The organism is uncultured Microbacterium sp. (genome assembly GCF_963528945.1).
Lineage (GTDB): Bacteria > Actinomycetota > Actinomycetes > Actinomycetales > Microbacteriaceae > Microbacterium.
Genome location: NZ_CAURWX010000002.1, coordinates 515,353 through 531,725, shown reverse-complemented (window position 1 = coordinate 531,725; position 16,373 = coordinate 515,353). Strand labels below are relative to the sequence as shown.

Here is a 16,373-nt window from a genome sequence, read left to right as displayed (position 1 = left end):
CGTCAGTCGGCGTCGGTATCGGGCTGGTCGCGCAGCGACTCGTCGTCGAGCAGCGGAAGGTCGGCGCGCGTCACGACCTGCGACGTCACCGCGTACTCGACGAGGCGGGCGCGGCGGTTCGTCGCCAGCTTGCCCGCACCCCCGCGGAGCCCCTGCACGCCCATGCGGTCGAGCTTGTCGCAGACGTTGTCGAGTTTGCGGTTAAACTTGCTCATCGTCCATCCGAGGCGCTGGGCGGCCGCGCTCGACGAGGGCAGCTCGTTCATGCTCACGCCTTCGCGGCGCAGCATGGGCTCGGCGAGTGCCACCATCAGTTGCTTCTGCAGGGGGGTGAAGCTCGCGGGCATCACGGTGGTCTCGCCGCTCATCGACATCTCCACCTGCCGCGAGACCTCGTAGGGGGCCTCCTCGGTGTGCAGACTGAGCTCGTACGTGACCGGTCCGGCGGTGAAGACGATCACCGTGCGCTCGAAGACCAGCGGCATGCGGGCGCCGGGCGACAGCCACGACTGCACGGCGCCGCCGGCGCTCGACACGGTCGCCGCGAGGCGCACACCCACATTGGCGAGCCACCAGAGTCCCTCGCGGTACTGCAGCTCGAGGAAGTGCCGGTGCAGGTAGAGGTTGTCGTCGATCTCGAGGTCGCCCTCGCGTCCGATGATGAACGGGCGATCCGGCGGTAGGTCGTGCCACTCCCCGGCGAACTCGAGCCGCAACGGCACAGGCGCCTTCGTCGTCGCAGCATCCTCGGGCCCGAGACCCACCGCTGCACTCGCATCGCTCACGTCGTTACCCCCTGGCCAACATCCTGCCATGCGGAGGCGCACCGACGTGCGCACGACGGTCGGGGATCTCAGTCGCGGGCCACCTCGACGCTCACGAAGCGCGAGCCGGGCATCTCACGGATTTCGATCGATGCACCGTCGAGCGAGCCGGGATCGATCCCGAAGCGCGCGGCGAGCTGCGCGGAATCCAGGGCGGCGAGCCTGGCCGCCTCGCTCGCCGGCGCGAGGAAGCGCATGTCCCCCGAACCCGACGACCCGTACTTGTCGGGATTGTCCTGTCCGATCGCGTCTTCGTACAGCTCTTCCACGAACTGCTTGGGCACCTTCTTCGGCACCCCCTTCACCTCTCCGAGAAGGTCGCCGGGAAGGCTGCGCACCCCCTGGCCGACCGCACCTCCGAAGTCCCGCGCCGCGTTGTAGTCCGGGTTGCGATGACGCCCGACGTGCCCGAGGGTCTCGTAGCCGCGCCGCGCCTCCTCGCGGATGTCGTACTTCTTCGCATGGGACGCCGGCTTGTCATCGCGGCGGTGCTTCGGCACGCTGTCGCGGTTGCGGCGATCGAGGCCGCGGATCGCGTCGGCATCCGCTCGGTGCTTGCCCCCGCGTTTGCGGAACGCTCCCGAGAATCCGCGCTTGAACTCGTGTCCGGCCCCGTCGACCGCGTCGACGAGATCTCTCATCAGCTTCTTCAACGTCATGGCTCAGTCCCCCGAGATCTGCAGGTTGGCGATGTCGGCCAGCAGCCGGTCCGTGAGCTCCTCGACGTCGGCGGCCTGGGCATCCATCTCGTCCGCAGCCTGGTCGAGGGCCTCGAGGTCGGCGAAGAACTCGTCGGAGTCGCCGATCACCCCTTCGACGACCGGGGCGTCGAGCAGCGCGTTCACGATCGTCGGCACCTGATCGACGAGCGGCTCGATCGCGAGCGGAAGCACCTCGTCGATGACCTTCTCGAGTGTGATCTCCATCGCCATCGAGAACAGCTTCTTGCGGGCCAGGATCAGCACCGCGGCACCACCGGCGCCGAGCGGTCCGGCGGCGAGCAGCGGGATGAGCTGTGCGAGGGTGATCGTGATGTCGGCGATGACCTTGATCTTGAGCGCGAGCACGATGTCGGCCGCGATGTCGATGCCGACCGCTGCGGGCCCGAGCACGTCGAGCAGCTGCTGCACGTTCTCGGAGCGGTTGCGGTTCCACCCGTTGAGGTGGGCGGCGCCGGCCTCACCCCGCATCGCGGTCGCGATGTCACCGTTGATCCGCCGGTCGGCCGACTGGACCAGCGCCTCCATGTCGTCGCGGTATCCGCGCACATAGCCGGCGGCCTTGCGCACCTCGTCCTCGTCGATGTCGGGCCATTCCAGCCCGAGCTTGTCCATCACCCAGATGAGCTCGTTCGGGAGCATCATTCCCATGGCGACCACCTCCGGCGACGACGCTATCGATCATCATGCGGAGAGATCCATGGGGAGATCAGCCCATGGGGACTTCAGCCCACCCAGGCACGGTCAGTGCTTCGGCGCATCACCCGGCACGAAGTAGCGCGCCGGAGACAGACCGGTGCGCACGATGGCCTCGCCACCCGCATCGAGGAACTGCTGCATCGTCGCGACGCTAACCGCACCGGACGGGTCGGCGACGATCACGTTGTCGACCACCGGCAGCAGGGTCGCGGTGCCCTTCGGCCACGCGGCGAACGTCGTGGTGACGCCGGTGTCGAGCACCTGGATCTTCGGGTCGGCGAGGTGCACGTCCGGACGCTGCAGCGCCGCGGTCTGGGCCTCGTACGCGCGCACGCTGAACAGGCGCAGTACACGCTCGAACCGCATCTCGAGGGCCGGCAGCCTCTCGCGCCACGGGTAGGGCGCCCACGCGCCGTCGCCCCAGACGATCGGATGCGCGCTGACCAGCCGGCCACCTTCGTCGAACAGCTTCTCGGCCAGGTCGAGCACCCGCGCGACGCCGGATTCGTCCTCGGCACCCACGACCGCCACGGCCGCGCGCGAGAGCGCGAACATCACGGGCGCCCCCGCGAAAGCATCCGCATCGAGGAGCGCAGGGTTCAGCAGCACCGCGGATGCCGTCGCCTCGTCGTCGATGACGACGACGCCGTCGACCGGCGCCGGCACGTGGGGCGCCGACGCGGCGGCGTGCGCCACCACATTGCGGAAGGGCACGGTGCGGTCTTCGGTCCACTGCGTGACGGGGACGCCCTGCACATCGAGACCGAGGAACACCTCGCCCCCCAGGTACTCCACACGCGGGTGCGCGTCACCGGGCGCGGTGATCGACAGCACGCCGAGCTCGCTCGCCCCGTAGATCCGAGGTCGCGCGTCCGTCGCGGCGTTCCCGATTGCATCCGACATGCTCATTGCCCTCTCGTCGAGATCTCAGCCCAGACTATCGGCGCGGTGTGCGCCCTCCCGCGATCGATCACGGCGCCCCTGCCGGGGTCATCGCGCATCGGAGAGGGAGACGACATCCGCCCAACTCCACCGCACGTCGATTCCGGGAACGGGCTTCGCGCCGCCGTACCGTTCCGACACCCAGCTCGCGGGCACCAGATGAAGAGCCAACGATGCATTGCCCGCGTCGTCGGAACCCGCCCAGACCAGCGCCATGCCCAGAGTCTCCGACAGCGTCCACACCCGCGCGGCGGTCGCACCGGCCGCTCGCAACGCCGCGGCGTATGAGGCGAGGCTGTCGCCGTTGTGCTGCTCCAACTCGTCCAGGCTGCGCCACCCGCCGGTGAGGTAGAACCCCAGGTCGGTGATCTGCGAGGCGAACGCCGCGATCTCCTCGGGCGACACAGACGAATCGTCACGCGACGGATCGCCCCGCCACGCCAGCGGCAGGATGCGCGCCTCTCCGCGCACGAGCACCGGATTGTCGGGTGACAGCCATCCGTCGTGCTGCGCGGCGAGCGCGTCGTCGCGCAGCCCGTCCGGTTGCAGCAGCCGCGCGCGGCCCTCGTACGGCAGCAGCGCTCCGGTCGCCACCGTCTCGGGCGCGAACGACGAATCGGCGTCGCGTCGGATATCCCTGTCGAGGTCCATCAGCCGTCCGATCAGAGACTGAACGGCCGCGGACTGCCGGGCCACTCACCCGGGTTGTAGATGCCGTTGTTCGTGCCCTTGGCGTAGTCGGGGATGTCGATGACCGCCTCGGGGATGCCGCTCGGCAGGTAGCCGCCGGGGATCCACTTGTCGGCGTCCGTTCCCCCCTCGTTGCCCGAGGGCATGCGCAGCCCGTCGAGTTCGTGCGGCGCGAAGTCGCGCACCTGCACGTCGCCGCCGGCGAAGAAGTCACGACCGAGGCCGAGGGCCTCGCCGAGGTCTTCGGGGCTGTCGACCTGCTGCATGAGTTCGTCGAGCTTGTCGGTCGGGAAGATGTAGGTGGTGTTGCTGCCGTCGGCGGCCATGTTGTTACCGGGGCCGTAGCCCTCGAGGCTGCCGGTGCGGTAGAAGTGCGTACCGCCGTTCTGGAACTGGTCCAGGTGCGTGCGGATGTAGTCGTCGTCGAGGTAGTCGCTCGGGTTCGGGCGGTCGCCCTTGCCCGCGCCGACGACGTCGTTCGGCGTCCATCCGTCCGGCTTCCAGCCGTCCTTGAGCGGATGCGTCACATCGGTCGCATCGAGGTTCTGCACCTCGCTCGTGTTGCGGTCCTGCTTGCGGCCGTGCTTGCGGAACATCTCGGCGAGCTGGCGCACGTGCACGGGCACACCGTCGAGCGAGTCCTTCAGGGGCCGGATGACGGCCTTTCCGATGCTCATGGTCAGTCTCCTCCGATGTTGAGGCTGGCGAGATCCGACATCAACCGCTCGGTGAGGGTCTCGACGTCGGCGGCGTGCTGATCCATCTCGCCCTGCGCCTGCTCGAGCGCCTGCAGGTCGGCGTAGAACTCATCCGGGTCACCGGCGACGGCCTCCACGATGGGCGAGTCCAGCGCGGCCATGATCACGGCCGGCAGCTCTTCGGCCATCGGCTCGATGACCATCGGCAGCACCTGGTTGAGCACCTGCTCGATCGCGATGTCGACCGCGGCGTTCAACAGCTTCTTCTTCAGCAGCAGCATCGGCCCCGCGCCCAGCGCGGTGACCGGGTTGGTCAGCATGCCCACGAGGGCGATCATCGTGGTCGTGACGTCGGCGATGACCTTGAGCTTCAGCGCGAACACGGCATCCGCCGCGATGTCGACACCGGTCGGCACCGGGCCGAGCAGGTCGATCAGGCGCTGCAGGTTCTGCGACCGGTTCTGATTCCATGCGCTCACATACGCCGGCCCCGCCTGGCCGCGCATGGCGCCGGCGAGATCGCCGTTCACCTTGCGGTCCATGACCTGGATCTTGTTCTCCAGATCGTCACGGAACACGCGAATCATCGACGAGCCGCGACGCAGCTCGTCCTCATCGATATCCGGCCATTCGAAACCGAGCTTCTCCATCACCCAGATCAGCTCGTTCGGCAACATCATTCCCACGGCGTACCCCTCCCACAGAAGACTTTACGAGGCCGGGGCGGTTCGGCGCGACGGGGAGAACTACCCGTGCGACGTTGCGCCACGGCATCCGATCACTTCGGCACGACCGCCCACTGCACGATGCTCGACGTGAGCGGGGCGATGGCGCCGGTGCGCGGCCCGATGCCCGTCACGTCCTTGTCGACGATGGTGAGGCGCGGGTTCACGGCGAGCGGCATCGCCACCGCCATCCGCACGATGGATGCCTCGATCTGCGCGAGCACCTCGCGCCCCTCGTACACATCGGCGGTGCGGGCGAGCTGCGAGACCAACTCGTCGCGGGCCGGGTCGGTCGCACCGATGGCCGCAGCCTTGCCGCTCGTGCCCCAGCGCGCGAGGATCTGCGCCGGACTCTGCGGGATCGCCTCGCGCACGATCGCGGCATCCCACTGTCCTGCATCGAGGGCGGCGTCGAGATCGTCGGTGCCGCAATCCTGGATGCTCCACCGGGCCTCGCCCGCCGACTGCGCCATCGCGGCGAACACTCCGGCCGCGAACGCGCTGGTGCGGTCGTAGAGCACGCACACCGGCGCTCCGGCCGCGACGCCGGAGAGCTCGCGTTCGGCGCCGGCGTCTCCGTTCGGGGATCCGATGCTGTCGGCGAACCCGGAGTCCTCGTTGACGATGTCGTAGGCGCGCGAGCCCGGCGCCGAGAGCATCGACGTGGTGCCGGTGTAGGACTGCGCCCACTCCCCCGCGCCGCCGGCGATGAGCGCACTGGCGGGGATGGAATGGAAGAAGGCGGTGCGCGCCGGCTGCTGGGTGAAGGCGCCGACCGGGTTGACGAGCACGGCCCACACCGTGCCGTCGTGGGAGGTGTCGACGGTGTAGTCCTGGCGTTCGAGCTCGCGGATCGGTTCGCGGTTCTCGGCCGTGGGGCGCATCTGCGCGACATCGAGGGTGTCGCCGATCGCCGCGACGGGGTCGTCGCCCGGGGGCGTGAGTTCGATGCGGGCGACCTGAGGGGTGACGGGGCCGCGGAACTCGCCGTTGGGCACGAGCGTGACGCTGTCGCCCTCGTCGCCGACCTTCTCGATGCGGAACGGACCGCTCGACAGCAGCAGGTCGGCGGAGAGATCGGACGAGTCGTCGACGATGAAGCCGTCGTTCCAGATCTTCGCGAGCGAGGCCAGGTCGCCGGCGTCGCCGCTCTGCACCGCACGGATGACGGCCTGCTTCGCCTCCATCGGATCGTCGATGTCGAGACCGCGCTGGCCGACGATGTGCGCGGGCACGGGGACGGTCACCCGCTGCTGCCAGTCGATGACGGGCTGCGCGTAGGTGACCTCGATCGAGCGGGCGAACTCGTCGACCTTCGTCACCTCGGGTGCCGCGGGGTCGGAGGCGACGACGGCGTCATCGGGTGCGAACTCCCCCGCCGCCCCCGCCCACCCGAGCAGCAGGTCGGCGGCATCGAGCGGGATGCCGTCGGACCACACCGGCTCGGCGAGGTCGTAGCGCACGGTGAACGGGTCTTCGCTGACGATCGAGACGGTGCCGAAACCCTCGTCGGGTACGAACTCGCCGTCGACCACGTCACCGAAATCGGCCCGTACCGCCTGGGCGATGTCGATGTTGCCGGGCGTCGGTGCCGCGGCGGCGTTGAGGGAGGTGAGCTCTCCCGTCCATCCCGCGGTGATCTCCGTGCCCTGCACGACCGTCTCCGGCACAGCCGGCGCACAGGCGGCGAGCGTCGCCACGACGACGATCGCGACCGGCGCGGCGATCCAGCGCCTTCCCCCCATCGCGCGTGTCACACGAGGTCGGAGTCGTCGGCGCCTTCGGCCATCGCGCGGAAGGGCTCGCTCTCTTCGCTCTCGAGCCACGCCCGGGCGTGCTCGAGCAGGATGGCCGGCGCTTCCTCGGCCTCCTGCGCCGTCGCGAACGGCCCGATCGTGTCGTCGGAGGGGCGCTCGTCGGCGCGCACGACCGACTGCGTCGAGAGGTTGTACCAGTAGGGCTGCGATCCGCTCATCGGTCTGCTCCGGTCATGTCCCTGATTCTATGGGGCGCGCAGATCGCTCCGCGCAGAGAGACGGGGCCGTGGCGCGGCCATCGGCCAGCAACCACGACCCCGTCGGAGAGTGCGAAGCGGGGTTCAGCCGCCGGCGAGCTCGGCGTCCTTGTCGCGGATCGAGTCCGCCATACGGTCCAGCGCCTGCGCCATGTCGTTGACGGCCTCAGCGGCGTCGTCGAGCGACGTCGTCAGCTCCGAGTACGCCGTCGAGTACGCCTCCGACGCGTTCTCGGTCTTGAAACCGTCCTGCACCAGGTCGTCGATGACGCCCTGAAGCTCCTTCAGCGTGTCGGTCACCGTGCTGCGACCATCACGAAGACGCGCCGCCGCGCTCTCCATCTCGCTGTACGTTGCTCCGAAATCATGTCCGGCCATGAGAAACCGCCTCCCCGTTCGTCTTCAGGCCCGATGGCCTCTTGCTACGAGAGTAGAGGGCATCCGCCGCCGCGCCAACGGGGAGTCCTACCCATGCTCCGTTCAGCGCCCGAACGTGCCCGTCTCGAACTTGGTGAGCTTGCGCTGCGTGTAGGCGATGATCGCGTCGACGTAGTCCTCGAAGGAGTCGAACGCCTCGATGATCCCGGAGGGATCGAGCGAGAGTACCTGACCGACCACGCGACCGTCGACCACCGGCATCGCGGCGTGGAACGGCATCTCGAAGTCGACGGCGATCGGCAGCAGCGTCGCCGACGAGTATCCCTGTTCGCGAGCCTGCGGGGGCGCCGAGTCGATCCAGGCGGTGAAGACGTCGCGGTGCTCGCCCGACGCGAGTTGCTCGACGCTCAGCAGGTCCTGGGTCTCGAAGAACGCCCGCCACCCGTTCGCAGCCGCGAGGAACGACCGATGCCCCGGGTCGAGCGTCAGACCCGTCCCCTGCTCGTACGCATCGAGCCGAGCAGCGAATGCTGCCACCGACGGCATTGTGTAAGGAAAGATGCGATCGACGTGGATGCGCGCGCACCGGCAAGCGCTCCTCACCCTTCGATCAACTCGCCTTCGGCTAGCCAGTGCACGCGCGGATCGACCCGGCCGTGATCACCGACGGGCATCACGAACACATCGGCCTGTGCGAGGCTCGCGGCGATCGGCAGCAGGAGTGCCGGAGACCATCCGTAGTCCTCCAGGAGCTCCGGCGCGTACTCGAAAGATTGGAGAGCCGCGGCGCGAAGTGGGCCGTCGACGAGCTCCCGCGTACCGGGAGCGAGACGTTCTGGTGAAAGCACTTCCACCCATCAGCAAAGCTAAGGAACCTTACGTGCTCACCATCAAGCACGACGCCCAGGGCGTCTTCCGCAGACTGGATTGCCTCCGGCTCCGCTGCGAGTTCGGGGAGATGATTCGGGAAGATCCCACGCGGATCCCATTCAGCAAGCTCCTTCTTCGCCATGACCATCTCGATGATGGGTGGACGCCAGTCGTCGATAACGATCAATTCCCGCTTTTCGAGCCCCGCTCGCGATCAGGGTGGAAGAAATCATCCCAATCTCCGAACTCGGGAATCTCAAACCAGTTCGCGCTCACATCCACGTCACGGAACTCACGCGTTTCGACCGTGTCCGGCTCGCCGAAACCGTTCTTCGTCACGCGATCTTCCTTCGCATAGCCCTGCGGGGTGAACGTCATACCGATGCTCCCGGTGATCGCTGTACGCCGGAAGAACTTTGCGCCCTCGGGATAGACGTACCAGTAGATCGAGCCGAGGAACACACGATCATCATCTCCCTCGTAGGCCTCATCCTCGGAAACCGAGTAGTACGCACCCCACGTATACGAAGCCGCGATCGATCCGTGCTCCGTCAGCTTGTGCAGCACTACCCCATTGGCTCGCGGGCACATCTGAAGGTAGGCACTGGGACGGTCTTCGCCCGGTTCGATATGCACGATACCGAACCAATCCTCGCGCAGCGCCGCGTTGCGGTTGTACCTTTCCTCTGCCTCCGCAACCGTCAGCTCATCACTGAACAAGCCCCACTTCTTGTCCGGATGCGCCGGCCCGGCACCGACCTTATCGACATAGATGTAACTCATGACGGTCTCCTCTGCACTGAGAACCCTCCGGGAGACGAAACGTCGGCCTCAATCATCCGATTCACAGCCCGACGCGCTGCTGGGCTCCCTTCTGCTCTTCATCCTCCGTCGCCTGGTTTCGCAGGCTGCAGAACGGTGGTTAGTCGAACCGAGGGCGCAGCTCCTCGCGGAGCGTCTTGAAGGTTCGAGGAGTGACTTGCCACCGCGTGTCATCCATGTCCTCGAAGGTGACTTCGAAGCGCCCCAGACTGCGGTCGAACTGAACGAGGAACTTGACGGGAAGCGGCGCACCCGCCGTGTAGTGACTGTCGGTGTAGTCCGCTACAGCGGACTTGACGGCCCACGGGTCTACGGTCACGGCTGCAATCGATCCGTCGGGCGAGTATGCATATCCGGCGGCACCGCTGAACTCGCCCTCGAAGAACGAGACGATCATCGCGAACGATTCCCAGTCCTCCGGGGCGTTCTCCAGGTTCTCGACCAGTGCGCGGATCAGTCCGGTAGTGGCATCGCTTGACATTGTCGCCCTTCGTTTCGTTCTCAGTTCATGTCAGCAGAGTAGACGCGATCGAACGTACCACCCGCACTGTTGGGGAACGTCTCTTTGTTGTTCCACACGATCTCCCCCGTAGAGGGATCGGAGACGACGTATTCGACTTTGAAGTTGTCTGGCCGCACGGCCCCGGGTGGGTCGACGTCGATACGGTAGTCAACCTGGTGTCCGCTCCCCACCCAGTCAGCCCACTCGTTCTCCATCTTCTTCCATGCGCCACGGTTGAGGTTGGCCGCCTGAGGCACGATTCCCTCGTCGGGTGTGTCGCCGAAGAACCGATGGGCCCCGAGATGACCGCCGTCGTCACCCGGGTCGCCGAGCCGCCCGACCTCGGTGGCGTTGTCACCGCGAGGAGTGCTCCCGAAGTCCTCGTAGATGGTGCCTCGCTCAACCACCGGGCGGCCCGTCTCCGGGTCCCACACCGTCGTCTTGGTGTTCTGGTTCCGCGAGGTAACGGTGTGGTTGTACGTATCGATGTCTTGGACGCCGTCGTTGTTTCGTTGCTGCTTCTGCCCGTGCTTGCGGAAGAGTTCCGCGAGCTGGCGCACGTGCACGGGCACACCGTCGAGCGAGTCCTTGAGGGGCCGGATGACGGCCTTTCCGATGCTCATGGTCAGTCTCCTCCGATGTTGAGGCTGGCGAGATCCGACATCAACCGCTCGGTGAGGGTCTCGACGTCGGCGGCGTGCTGATCCATCTCGCCCTGCGCCTGCTCGAGCGCCTGCAGGTCGGCGTAGAACTCATCCGGGTCACCGGCGACGGCCTCCACGATGGGCGAGTCCAGCGCGGCCATGATCACGGCCGGCAGCTCTTCGGCCATCGGCTCGATGACCATCGGCAGCACCTGGTTGAGCACCTGCTCGATCGCGATGTCGACCGCGGCGTTCAACAGCTTCTTCTTCAGCAGCAGCATCGGCCCCGCGCCCAGCGCGGTGACCGGGTTGGTCAGCATGCCCACGAGGGCGATCATCGTGGTCGTGACGTCGGCGATGACCTTGAGCTTCAGCGCGAACACGGCATCCGCCGCGATGTCGACACCGGTCGGCACCGGGCCGAGCAGGTCGATCAGGCGCTGCAGGTTCTGCGACCGGTTCTGATTCCATGCGCTCACATACGCCGGCCCCGCCTGGCCGCGCATGGCGCCGGCGAGATCGCCGTTCACCTTGCGGTCCATGACCTGGATCTTGTTCTCCAGATCGTCACGGAACACGCGAATCATCGACGAGCCGCGACGCAGCTCGTCCTCATCGATATCCGGCCATTCGAAACCGAGCTTCTCCATCACCCAGATCAGCTCGTTCGGCAACATCATCCCCATGACCACACCTCCTGCACCGACTGTACGGTGCAGCATCTTATACACACCATGGGTAGCGCTCCCCGTCCGGGCACGCGCACCGAAGACGGCCCTCCGATTCGAACGGGACAAAAGCAATCGCCGGTCGCACACAAAAAAGCTGCGACCCGGTCGGAAGACCGGGCCGCAGCCGTGAAGTGCGAGGCGGGGTTCAGCCGCCGGCGAGCTCGGCGTCCTTGTCGCGGATCGAGTCCGCCATACGGTCCAGCGCCTGCGCCATGTCGTTGACGGCCTCAGCGGCGTCGTCGAGCGACGTCGTCAGCTCCGAGTACGCCGTCGAGTACGCCTCCGACGCGTTCTCGGTCTTGAAACCGTCCTGCACCAGGTCGTCGATGACGCCCTGAAGCTCCTTCAGCGTGTCGGTCACCGTGCTGCGACCATCACGAAGACGCGCCGCCGCGCTCTCCATCTCGCTGTACGTTGCTCCGAAATCATGTCCGGCCATGAGAAACCGCCTCCGAATCGATCGTCTTCAGGCCGTCTCCGGCCTCCTGCACACGAGGTTAGCGGGCGAACCCGCCGAGGTGAACGGGGAGCGGTACCCATGCACCGCTCCCCATCCGTCTAGCTCTTCGGCGCCTCGTCGGCGACGAACGGCATCTGCATCGTGACGGCCCGACCGGCCTGCACGAAGATGCCTCGACCCACCGGGAAGTCCGAGCGCTTGACGCGGCCGAACGGCGTCTTGAAGATGCCCTCGCCGTCGTACGTGTCGGGCTTCAGCACGATGCCCTGACGCCCGGTCTTCCACTCACCGAGCACACCGATGCTGCCGCTCGCCCGCGTGATCTCGGCCTCGCCGATGAGCAGGTGATCGCTGTTGTTCATCGCCTGGAGCAGAGCGCGCATCGGACGGTCGGCCGGACCGTCGGCGAGGTGCGGCACGTCTTCGATGACGATGAGGATGCGCGCATCGGGATTCTCGGCCACGACGAGCTCGGCCAGCTCGGCCGCCAGCTCCTTCTCGTCCTCCGGCTTGGTCGCGCTGCGCACCCAGGGGCGGAAGTCCTTGAGCTCGGCGCGGCGGCTGCCGAAGTGGTACATCCGGATGTTCGGATCGAACCGCTCCATGGCCGTGACGAGCGACCGCAGCGCGTTGGTCTTGCCCGATGCGGGCGGACCCGAGATGACGAACGAGCCGATGGGCTCGAAGCCGTGCGGGGCGAGCGTGTCGTCGGCAACGCCGAACACGGGCATCCCGTCGACCGTCGCCGGCATCTCGTCGGCCGGCACGAGCGTCGGCAGCGCACCGATCTCGGGCAGGTCGCGCACGCCCTGGGCGCGCAGCCTCTCTCCGAGGGCGGCGAGCGCCTTGGTCTGCTCGACCACGTTCGTCGTGCCGCCGAGCACGGCGATCTGCGCCTCGTGCCCATCGACGACCGCGCGCCCCGGGTTCGACTGCTCGTCGAGCACGTCGCGCGGGGCACCCAGCAGCATGTACTGGCTCGGGTCACCCATGCGCAGGATCACCCGTCGCGAGATGTTCGCCGCCACCGCGCTCGGCACGGCGTTGCCGCGGTCGGCGGTGATGACGGTGTGGATGCCGAGCGTGCGACCCTCGCCCAGGATCCGCATGAAGATCCGGTAGAACGGGCCGCGGCCGGGCGCCATCTCCCAGTCCTTCTTGAACTCGGGGTAGTTGTCGATGAGCACGAGGATGCGGGGCATCCGCGCATCGCGCAGCTCGCGGTACTCCTGCACCGATGCCGCACTCGCGGCCGAGAACGCGGCCGCCCGGCGGTCCATCTCGGCGTCGAGCGTGCGGAGCAGACGCTGGATGCGCTCGACGTCGCCGCTGTCGACGACCGAGCCGACGTGAGGCAGCACCGACAGCGCGCCGAGCGCCCCCGACGCGAAGTCGAGGCAGTAGACCTGCACCCGGCCGAGGTCGGGGCGCATGCCCGCCGCGGTGGCGATGGTCTTCAGCAGTGTCGACTTGCCCGATCCCGAGGTGCCGTAGACGACCATCGAGCCGTCGCGGTCGGGCAGGAACACCGCCGACTGCTGCAGCTGCTTCTCGGGGATGTCGGTCAGCGCGATCGGGATGCGCGTGTCGCCCTCGTTCGTGAGGTCGTTCAGGTCGACGACCGTCGCGAGGTCGTCGAGCCACGGCCGCCGCGGTCGCTGCAGCTGCGCACGATCGGCGGCGTTGATGAGCGTCGACACGATGCGCTTCTGGTCGTTCGGGCCGAGGTCCTCCTCGTGCACGTCCGACTCGACCAGGCCCTCGGGCTCCCACTCGCCGCTCGCGCCGAAGCGCAGCTCGGCGACCCGCACATCGGCGGTGGTCGACTCGTCGTCGGTCGTCCACCCGCCCGCGTACGCCGACTGGAACGGCACCAGACGCCCGGGCCCCGTCTTCGCGATCGCGCGACCGGGGATCGATGCGGGGAACGACGCCGCGATGTCGTCGTCGACGACGTCGCGCGAGTCGGCCTCGTCGGCCATGCGCAGCGCGATGCGCAGGTTGGTGTTGGCGCGCAGGTTGTCTTTGATGACACCGGCGGGACGCTGCGTCGCCATGATGAGGTGGATGCCGAGCGAGCGACCGCGCTGCGCGATGTCGACGACGCCGTCGACGAACTCGGGCATCTCCGATGCGAGCGCCGCGAACTCGTCGATCACCAGCACGAGCGCCGGCGGGCACTCCGGGTCCTGCCGCTTCTCGAGTTCGAGCAGGTCCTTCGCCTTCTTGCGGTTGAGCAGGTGCTCGCGGTGCTGCAGCTCGGCGCGGAGGCTGGTGAGCGCGCGGCGCACGAGGTGCGGGCTCAGGTCGGTCACCAGACCCACGCAGTGCGGCAGCTCGACGCAGTCGGCGAACGCCGACCCGCCCTTGTAGTCGACGAACAGGAACGTCACCCGGTCGGGACTGTGCGCGGCGGCCATGCCGAGCACCCACGCCTGCAGGAACTCCGACTTGCCCGCGCCCGTCGTACCGCCCACGAGCGCGTGCGGACCCTGCGTGCGCAGGTCGAGCGCCATCGCGTCGGATGCGCCCTGCCCGATGATGGCGCGGAGCGTGCCCGACTTCTTCAGCCGCGGCCGCGGCGTGGGGCTGCGATCGACGATGGTGTTGTTCTGCCGCCACCGCTCGATCACCACCTGCGGGTCTTCGGCGATCGCCGGGTCGACGAGCTGCAGGAACATCACCGATCCGGGGATGTCGGACGCGTCGTGCACCACGGTGCTCGCGTCGACCACCGGCGACAGGCGTCGCGCGAGCATCTGCATGTAGGCGTTCGACACACCCTCGACCTGCACGTGCTCGAAGTGCTCGCCGTTGCGCACCAGACCCACCTGCGCGTCTTCGAGACCGGTCGTGACGTCGATGTAGCTGCGGCACACGGCCGGCAGCGACTCGACGGTCGGCGAGACGAACACCGCGTGCACACCGTGATCGGCGCCGCGCTCGAGCACCTCGGTGAGGCGACCGCGATCGACCGGGGCGTCGTTCGTGACGAACACGATGACCGAGATCGGGGGCGTGCTCTTGTGCTCGCCCGCGGCGCGCGCGACATCGGTGCCGTACAGCAGCGGGTTCCAGTCCTCCTTGAACGGACCACGGGGCTCGCCCGACCCGCTCGCCGCGACGGCACGCGACACGTGCTCCTCGAGCGTGCTCAGCAGGGCCGCGCTCGTCGGCGCGGAGTCGGCGAGCGCCATGTCGCGGAACGGGCTGCGCTCACTGGAGGTGTGCGGCATCCACTTAAGCCATTCCAGCTCGGGGGTCCACGCGGAATCGGCGAACGCGACGGCCACGACGTCGTTCGGGGCGTGCAGGCCGAACAGCTGCACGGCCACACCGCGCATGGTGTCGGCGACGGGGCCCTGCGGTCCGGCGATACCGACCGATCCGGCATCCGCGAGGGTCTCGAACACGGGCACGTCGTCGACGAACGCGTAGCGCTCGCGCAGCCGATCGACGCGGTCGATGAAGTCGGGCAGGCCCTCGGGAGAGTCCTGGTCGTCGATGCGGTTGCGCGCGGGCAGGCGGCACGTCCCCAGCCGCAGGGCGAGGAAGTTCCAGTGTTCGGGGCGACGCGTCCACAGCAGCGGACCGAGTCGCATCGCATGGTCGAACACCTCGGCGACCGGGGGCGCCTCGGCGTTGCGGGCCTGCTCCTCCTCCGGCTTGCCGCGGAAGAAGTCCTCTTCGAGCTGCTCGTACTGCCGCTCGAACAGCAGGATCTCGTGGTTCTCGCCCTTCTTGCTCTGGGCCGTCTGGTTGATGATGTTGCCGAACGCCATGAGCGGCGTCATCACGATCATCAGCAGCGAACGGGGATTGCCGTTCAGGGCGTACAGCGCCATACCCATGAGGATCGGTGCGATGAGGATCGGCCAGGGGAACAGGCGACCGATCTTCTCGGTGGGCAGACGCGGCACCTTGAACAGCGTGCCGGGATAGCGCACCTCGACCCGGGGGCTGCGGTTGAACAGCAGTCCGCCGCCGCGCTCGATGATGGGCTCGTCGCTGGGGGTGCCGTCGAACGAGCGCACGAGCCGGAGCACCAGCGTGGTGCCGCCGATCACGAACGGCTCGCCCTCCTCGATGCGCACGCGCTGCACGGCCACGCCGTCGACCAGCACACCGTTCGCGGAGTTGAGGTCGACGACCTCGATGTGGGTGCCGACTTCGAGACGCGCGTGCCGCTTCGACACCATCGGGTCGGGAAGCACCACGTCGTTCGCGGCGTCACGGCCGAGGAAGACCGTGCCGGCGGCGATCGGGAACTCCTGCCCGGCGAGCGCGCCGGCGGTGGCGATGAGCACGCCGGCCACATCGCGCTGACCGCCGAACGCGTAGCCCGGACCGTGGTTGACGATGGATGCCGCGAAGCCCGAACCGATGGGCGCCTCGCCGAGCGGCACGTCGGGCTGCAGCGGCACGAGGCGCTCCCCCGTGGGCGGCGCGACGGCGAGCGTCAGCACGTCGCCCTCGGCGACCGGCACGGAACGCGTGGGATCGGCCAGCGCGATGTGACGGGCGACATCGCCGGCCGTCGCCGTCGAGTCGGTCTTCACCACGATGTCGACAGGGTCTCCGCCCTGTCGATGCAGCGTCAGTTTGAGTCTCATCGGTTCCCCCCGATCACGCCGGTCAGGCCGGCGACGGACATC

Annotated in this window: 18 protein-coding genes; all 18 read right to left on the bottom strand. The window is 67.9% G+C overall.

The genetic code is table 11. The annotated features are described in order from the left end of the window. Positions 1–2: 2 nt before the first annotated feature. The 18 genes from RWS82_RS09600 to RWS82_RS09515 all read right to left on the bottom strand — a co-directional run bounded on the left by RWS82_RS09600 (position 3) and on the right by RWS82_RS09515 (position 16,331). A complete protein-coding gene (locus RWS82_RS09600) occupies positions 3–716 on the bottom strand; it encodes a hypothetical protein (protein WP_314649526.1) in 714 nt (237 codons plus the stop codon). 137 nt (positions 717–853) lie between these two features. After that, a complete protein-coding gene (locus RWS82_RS09595; protein WP_314649354.1) occupies positions 854–1,483 on the bottom strand; it encodes a hypothetical protein in 630 nt (209 codons plus the stop codon). Between the two features lie 3 nt (positions 1,484–1,486). Continuing rightward, positions 1,487–2,194, bottom strand: a complete 708-nt coding sequence (locus RWS82_RS09590) for a hypothetical protein (RefSeq protein WP_314649352.1) — start codon at positions 2,192–2,194, stop codon at positions 1,487–1,489. A 93-nt stretch (positions 2,195–2,287) separates the two neighbouring features. Next, positions 2,288–3,145, bottom strand: coding sequence for a hypothetical protein (locus RWS82_RS09585; protein WP_314649350.1), 858 nt, complete (start codon positions 3,143–3,145; stop codon positions 2,288–2,290). Between the two features lie 87 nt (positions 3,146–3,232). Then, entirely contained in the window at positions 3,233–3,835 is a 603-nt protein-coding gene (locus RWS82_RS09580; RefSeq protein ID WP_314649348.1) for a hypothetical protein, read from the bottom strand. An 11-nt stretch (positions 3,836–3,846) separates the two neighbouring features. Beyond that, positions 3,847–4,551, bottom strand: a complete 705-nt coding sequence (locus tag RWS82_RS09575) for a hypothetical protein (RefSeq protein WP_314649344.1) — start codon at positions 4,549–4,551, stop codon at positions 3,847–3,849. Between the two features lie 2 nt (positions 4,552–4,553). Then, positions 4,554–5,252: a hypothetical protein gene (locus RWS82_RS09570; RefSeq protein ID WP_314649523.1), complete on the bottom strand. Its 699-nt coding sequence runs from the start codon at positions 5,250–5,252 to the stop codon at positions 4,554–4,556. Between the two features lie 98 nt (positions 5,253–5,350). Continuing rightward, the gene (locus tag RWS82_RS09565) at positions 5,351–7,042 is read right to left on the bottom strand and encodes a hypothetical protein (RefSeq protein WP_314649339.1); all 1,692 of its coding nucleotides are present in this window, start codon (positions 7,040–7,042) and stop codon (positions 5,351–5,353) included. A gap of 8 nt (positions 7,043–7,050) precedes the next feature. Next, complete coding sequence (locus RWS82_RS09560; RefSeq protein ID WP_314649336.1) at positions 7,051–7,272, bottom strand: hypothetical protein; 222 nt, start codon at positions 7,270–7,272, stop codon at positions 7,051–7,053. 123 nt (positions 7,273–7,395) lie between these two features. Continuing rightward, positions 7,396–7,689, bottom strand: coding sequence for a WXG100 family type VII secretion target (locus RWS82_RS09555; protein WP_292685669.1), 294 nt, complete (start codon positions 7,687–7,689; stop codon positions 7,396–7,398). Positions 7,690–7,791: 102 nt separating this feature from the next. Then, complete coding sequence (locus RWS82_RS09550; protein ID WP_314649333.1) at positions 7,792–8,226, bottom strand: SMI1/KNR4 family protein; 435 nt, start codon at positions 8,224–8,226, stop codon at positions 7,792–7,794. Positions 8,227–8,288: 62 nt separating this feature from the next. Beyond that, on the bottom strand, positions 8,289–8,543 hold the full coding sequence (locus tag RWS82_RS09545) for a hypothetical protein (protein ID WP_314649331.1): 255 nt from the start codon (positions 8,541–8,543) through the stop codon (positions 8,289–8,291). A 199-nt stretch (positions 8,544–8,742) separates the two neighbouring features. Then, positions 8,743–9,342, bottom strand: a complete 600-nt coding sequence (locus tag RWS82_RS09540; RefSeq protein ID WP_314649328.1) for a hypothetical protein — start codon at positions 9,340–9,342, stop codon at positions 8,743–8,745. Between the two features lie 139 nt (positions 9,343–9,481). Continuing rightward, positions 9,482–9,862 (bottom strand): hypothetical protein, encoded by a 381-nt coding sequence (locus RWS82_RS09535; protein WP_314649325.1) that lies wholly within the window; start codon positions 9,860–9,862, stop codon positions 9,482–9,484. Between the two features lie 20 nt (positions 9,863–9,882). Next, positions 9,883–10,506 (bottom strand): DNA/RNA non-specific endonuclease, encoded by a 624-nt coding sequence (locus RWS82_RS09530; protein ID WP_314649323.1) that lies wholly within the window; start codon positions 10,504–10,506, stop codon positions 9,883–9,885. Positions 10,507–10,508: 2 nt separating this feature from the next. After that, positions 10,509–11,213: a hypothetical protein gene (locus RWS82_RS09525; RefSeq protein ID WP_314649321.1), complete on the bottom strand. Its 705-nt coding sequence runs from the start codon at positions 11,211–11,213 to the stop codon at positions 10,509–10,511. A gap of 190 nt (positions 11,214–11,403) precedes the next feature. Beyond that, complete coding sequence (locus RWS82_RS09520; protein WP_292685669.1) at positions 11,404–11,697, bottom strand: WXG100 family type VII secretion target; 294 nt, start codon at positions 11,695–11,697, stop codon at positions 11,404–11,406. A 119-nt stretch (positions 11,698–11,816) separates the two neighbouring features. Continuing rightward, complete coding sequence (locus tag RWS82_RS09515; protein ID WP_314649315.1) at positions 11,817–16,331, bottom strand: FtsK/SpoIIIE domain-containing protein; 4,515 nt, start codon at positions 16,329–16,331, stop codon at positions 11,817–11,819. Positions 16,332–16,373 lie beyond the last annotated feature (42 nt).